Raw genomic sequence first — 4,749 nt, 5'->3', positions numbered from 1 at the left:
GCACCGACGGCACCGTGTGGCGCATCGGCCCCGTCGCCGTGACGCTGCCGCTCTTCGATGCCGGCGTGCGCCGCGCCCATGCCGAAGCCGCCCTGGTCCGCCACGAATCGGCACGCGTGGTTTACGCCGCCCGCCTGCGCGTCGCCGTGCGAGAGGTGGAGACCGCACTGGTCTCGCTGCACGGCGCTGCCGCGCGCGGCGACGACGTGCGCACCGCCGTCGCCGGGTTCGACCGCGCGTACCAGGCCACCGAGGCGCGCTACCGCGGCGGGCTGGCGAGCCTGTTCGAGCTCGAGGACGCCCGCCGCAGCCTGGTCGCCGCACGCGGCGCCGTCGTCGAGCAGCAGCGCGATTCGGTGCTGGCCTGGGTCGACACCTACCGGGCCATCGGCGGTGGCTGGCGCATGGAGGACATCGACCCATGAAGAACCCGCATCGATCGCCGTGGCGCTTCGCGCCACTCCTTTTCGTGTTCGCCTGCGTGATCGCAGGCATCGCGGAGCAGGTGGCCGGCGCACAGGCCGCGAACACGCCGCCGGCGGCCCGGCCCGTGCTGGCGGTGACCGTCATCCAACCCGAGCCGGCCACGCTGCCGGTTCGCATCGCCGCCAACGGCAGCATCGCGGCCTGGCAGGAAGCCAGCATCGGGAMGGAGGCCGACGGCTTGCGCCTGACCCGCGTCGCGGTCAATGTCGGCGACCGCGTGCGGCGCGGGCAGGTGCTGGCGACTTTCGAGCCCGCCGCGGTCGCCACCGAGTTCGCGCACAGCCTGGCCGCGCTGGCCGAATCCGAGGCCGCGCTGGCCGAGGCCGCGGCCAACGCGCAGCGGGCGCGCGACCTGCAGTCCAGCGGGGCGCTCTCCGCGCAGCAGATCAACCAGTACCTGACGGCCGAACGCATGGCCCGGGCGCGCCGGGAGGCGGCCCGGGCCACGGCCCGGACGCAGGAACTGCGCCTCGCGCAGACCCAGGTGCGCGCGCCCGATGACGGCGTGATCTCCGCGCGCAGCGCCACGATCGGCGCCGTGCTGCCGACCGGACAGGAGCTGTTCCGGCTCATCCTGCGCGGGCGCATCGAGTGGCGCGCCGAGGTGGCGGCACCGCAGCTCGCGCGGCTCGCGCCGGGCCAGCCGGCGACCGTCACGCCGGTGGGCGGCGAGGCCATCCGCGGCACGGTGCGCATGCTCGCACCGGCGGTGGACACGCAGACGCGCAAGGGTGTCGTCTACGTCGACCTGCCGGCGGGCAGCACGGCACGCGCCGGCATGTTCGCGCGCGGCGAGATCGAGGTCGGGCAGGGCACGCCGGCGCTCACGCTGCCGCAAGCCGCCGTGCTGCAGAGGGAGGGCTTCGACTACGTGTTGCGCGTCGGGCGCGACGCCAGGGTGCTGCAGACCAAGGTGAAGCTCGGCCGGCGCGCCGGGGACCGCGTCGAGATCCTCGCGGGCGTCGAGGCCGGCAGCCAGGTCGTCGCCAGCGGAGGGGTGTTCCTCGGCGACGGGGACCTGGTGAAGGTGGTCGCGCCATGAACTTCAACGTGTCCTCCTGGTCGATCCGCAATCCGACCCCGGGCATCCTGCTGTTCGTGCTGCTCGCGTTCGCCGGCCTGATGGGCTTCGCGGCGATGCGCGTGCAGAACTTCCCGGACATGGATCTGTCCACGGTGACGATCACCGTCTCGCTGCCGGGGGCCTCGCCGTCGCAGCTCGAGACCGATGTCGCGCGCAGGATCGAGAACTCGCTGGCCACGCTGCAAGGCGTCAAGCACATCGACACCGAGCTGACCGACGGCACGGCCATCATCTCTGTCGACTTCCAGATCGAGAAGCCGTCGCAGGAGGCGCTGGACGATGTGCGCGATGCGGTGGCGCGCGTTCGGGGCGAGCTGCCGGCCGACCTGCGCGATCCGGTGATCCAGAAGACAACGACCGCCGGCGGGCCCGTCCTCACCTACACGGTGACCTCGCCGCGCCTGGATGAAGAGGCGCTGTCGTGGTTCGTGGACCAGCAGGTCAGCAAGGCGCTGGTTGCGGTGCCGGGCGTCGGCGCGGTGCGCCGCGTCGGGGGCGTCACGCGCGAAGTCCGGGTCGAGCTCGACCCGGCACGGCTGCTCGCGCTGAATGCCTCGGCGGCAGACATCTCGAGGCAGTTGCGTCAGGTGCAGCAGGACGCCGCGGGGGGCCGTGCCGACCTGGGGGGCACCGAGCAGCAGGTGCGCACGCTGGCCACGGTGCAATCGGCCGAGGCGCTGGCCGCCGTCGAACTCGTGTTGACCGATGGCCGGCCGCTGCGGCTCGACCAGGTCGCGACGGTGGTCGACGGCAGCGCCGATGCGCGTTCCGCGGCATGGCTGGACGGCAAGCCGGTGGTCGGCTTCGAGATCACGCGCGCGCGCGGTGCGGGCGAGCTGGAGGTGGCTGCCGGCGTGCGCGCTGCGCTGCGCGATCTGAAGGCCGCGCATCCCGGCATCGAGCTGGTCGAGGCCGTCAGCGCCATCGACCCGGTGCAGGAGAACTACGAGGGCTCGATGGGCCTGCTCTACGAAGGCGCGGCACTGGCGGTGCTGGTGGTGTTCGTGTTCCTGCGCGACTGGCGCTCGACCTTCGTGGCGGCGGTGGCCTTGCCGCTGTCCGTCGTTCCCACCTTTGCGGTGATGCACCTGATGGGCTTCACGCTCAACACGGTGACGCTGCTGTCGCTGTCGCTGGTGATCGGCGTGCTGGTGGACGACGCCATCGTCGAGGTCGAGAACATCGCCCGCCACCTGCGCATGGGCAAGAGTCCGTACCGGGCGGCGATGGAGGCGGCCGACGAGATCGGCCTGGCGGTCATCGCGACGACCTTCACGCTCATCGCCGTGTTCCTGCCGACGGCCTTCATGGGGGGCGTGGTCGGCAAGTTCTTCGTGCAGTTCGGCTGGACGGCGGCCATCGCCGTGTTCTTCTCGCTCGTCGTCGCCCGCATGCTCACGCCGATGATGGCCGCCTACCTGCTGAAGGCGCCGCGCCAGCAGGGCGAGGCCGAGCCGCGCTGGATGGGCGCCTACCTGGGCTGGGCGCGCTGGTGCCTGCGGCACCGCGGGCTCACGCTGCTGCTGGCATCCCTGTTCTTCGGGCTCGGCCTGTTCGTGGCGTCCACGCTGCCGGGCGCTTTCATGCCGTCGGACGACGGGGTGCAGACCCAGGTGTCGCTGACCCTGCCGCCCGGCAGCACGCTCGCAGACACGCTGGCCCTCGCCGAGCGGGCGCGCGCGATCGTGCGCCGCAACGCGCACGCCCGGACCATCTACACCGCCGTCGGCGGCAGCCGCAGCGATTCGGGGCCGGCCGACGACGGCCCGGTGGCCGGCAGCGTGCGCAATGCGGTGCTGACGGTGAACCTGTCGCATCGCCGTGACCGTGCCGGACTGAGCCAGCAGCAGATCGAGCAGCAGTTGCGCGAGGCCCTGGCGGGCTTGCCCGGCACGCGGATCAGTGTCGGCAGCGATTCCAGCGAGAACTACGTGATGGTGCTCGCTGGCGACGATGGCCGGGTGCTGGCCCAGGCCGCCGCGCAGGTGGAGCGCGAGTTGCGAGCCCTCCCCGGCATCGGTGCCGTCACGTCCAGCGCGGGCCTGGTGCAACCGGAACTGGTGGTGCGCCCCGATTTCGCGCGTGCGGCCGACCTGGGCGTCACGTCGGCCGCGATCGCCGAGACGCTGCGCGTGGCGACGACCGGCGACCACGACCAGGAGCTCGCCAGGCTGAACCTCGGCGAGCGGCAGGTGCCGGTGGTGGTGAAGCTGGCGGGTGCGGCGCGGCAGGACATCGACACGCTCAGGCAATTGCCGGTGCCGGGTGCACGCGGACCGGTGGCGCTGGAGAGCGTCGCGTCGCTCGAGGTGGCGAGCGGGCCCACCCAGATCTCCCGCCGTGACCGCAGCCGCAACGTCAATCTCGAGGTCGAGTTGAACGGCCGGCCCTTGAGCGAGGTGGAGCAGGCCGCCCTGGCGCTGCCCAGCCTGCAGCAGCTGCCGCCCGGGGTGACGCACAGCGCGAGCGGCGACGCCGAGAACATGGCCGAGCTGGCCTATGGGTTCGGCATGGCCATGCTCACGGGGGTGCTGTGCATCTATGTCGTGCTGGTGCTGCTGTTCAGGGACTTCGTGCAGCCGGTGACGATCCTCGCGGCGCTGGTGCTGTCGGTGCCGGGCGCCTTCCTGGCGCTGTACGTGACAGGGTCGTCGATGTCGATGCCGTCGATGATCGGCCTGATCATGCTGATGGGCATCGCGACGAAGAACTCGATCCTGCTGGTGGACTATGCCGTCATCGCCCGCGAGCAGCACGGCCTGAGCCGTGCCGACGCGGTCGTCGATGCGTGTCGCAAGCGTGCCCGCCCCATCGTGATGACCACCATCGCGATGGGGGCCGGCATGCTGCCGGTGGCGCTCGGCTGGGGCGGCGACCCGAGCTTCCGCGCGCCGATGGCGATCGTCGTGATCGGCGGGCTGATCTCCTCGACGCTGCTGAGCTTGCTGGTGATCCCGGTCGTGATCACCTATGTGGATGACCTCGGGCGGAGGCTGCGCAGAGCGACATCCTCCCGGACACGAAGGGCGCGTTCGTAGACCGCGATGCGGCTAGAGCCCGAGCCGCGCGTGCCAGCGCTGCGGGACGACAGCATCGACGAGCAGCGCGACCAGCATCGAAGCGCCCAGCAGCGGGTAGAGCAGSCCGAGCAGCACGGCGACCGCGAGGGCGCCGAAGGC

General features: G+C 72.0%; 3 protein-coding genes. All 3 read left to right on the top strand.

Annotated elements, in window-relative coordinates; all coding sequences use genetic code 11:
* On the top strand, window positions 1-425 hold a 425-nt coding region (locus tag AC1D01_RS21295), incomplete at its 5' end, for a TolC family protein (protein WP_477869807.1).
* Window positions 422-1,528 carry an efflux RND transporter periplasmic adaptor subunit gene (locus tag AC1D01_RS21290; protein WP_477869805.1) on the top strand — a complete coding sequence of 369 codons (1,107 nt, stop codon included), beginning with the start codon at window positions 422-424 and terminating at the stop codon, window positions 1,526-1,528. The genes AC1D01_RS21295 and AC1D01_RS21290, both read left to right, overlap by 4 nt.
* Window positions 1,525-4,608, top strand: coding sequence for an efflux RND transporter permease subunit (locus tag AC1D01_RS21285; protein ID WP_477869803.1), 3,084 nt, complete (start codon window positions 1,525-1,527; stop codon window positions 4,606-4,608). Before AC1D01_RS21290 ends, AC1D01_RS21285 begins: the two co-directional genes overlap by 4 nt.
* The last annotated feature ends 141 nt before the right edge of the window (window positions 4,609-4,749 follow it).

Source organism: Rhizobacter sp. P3_B12, assembly GCF_056402895.1.
This window is presented reverse-complemented; position numbering and strand designations above follow the sequence as displayed.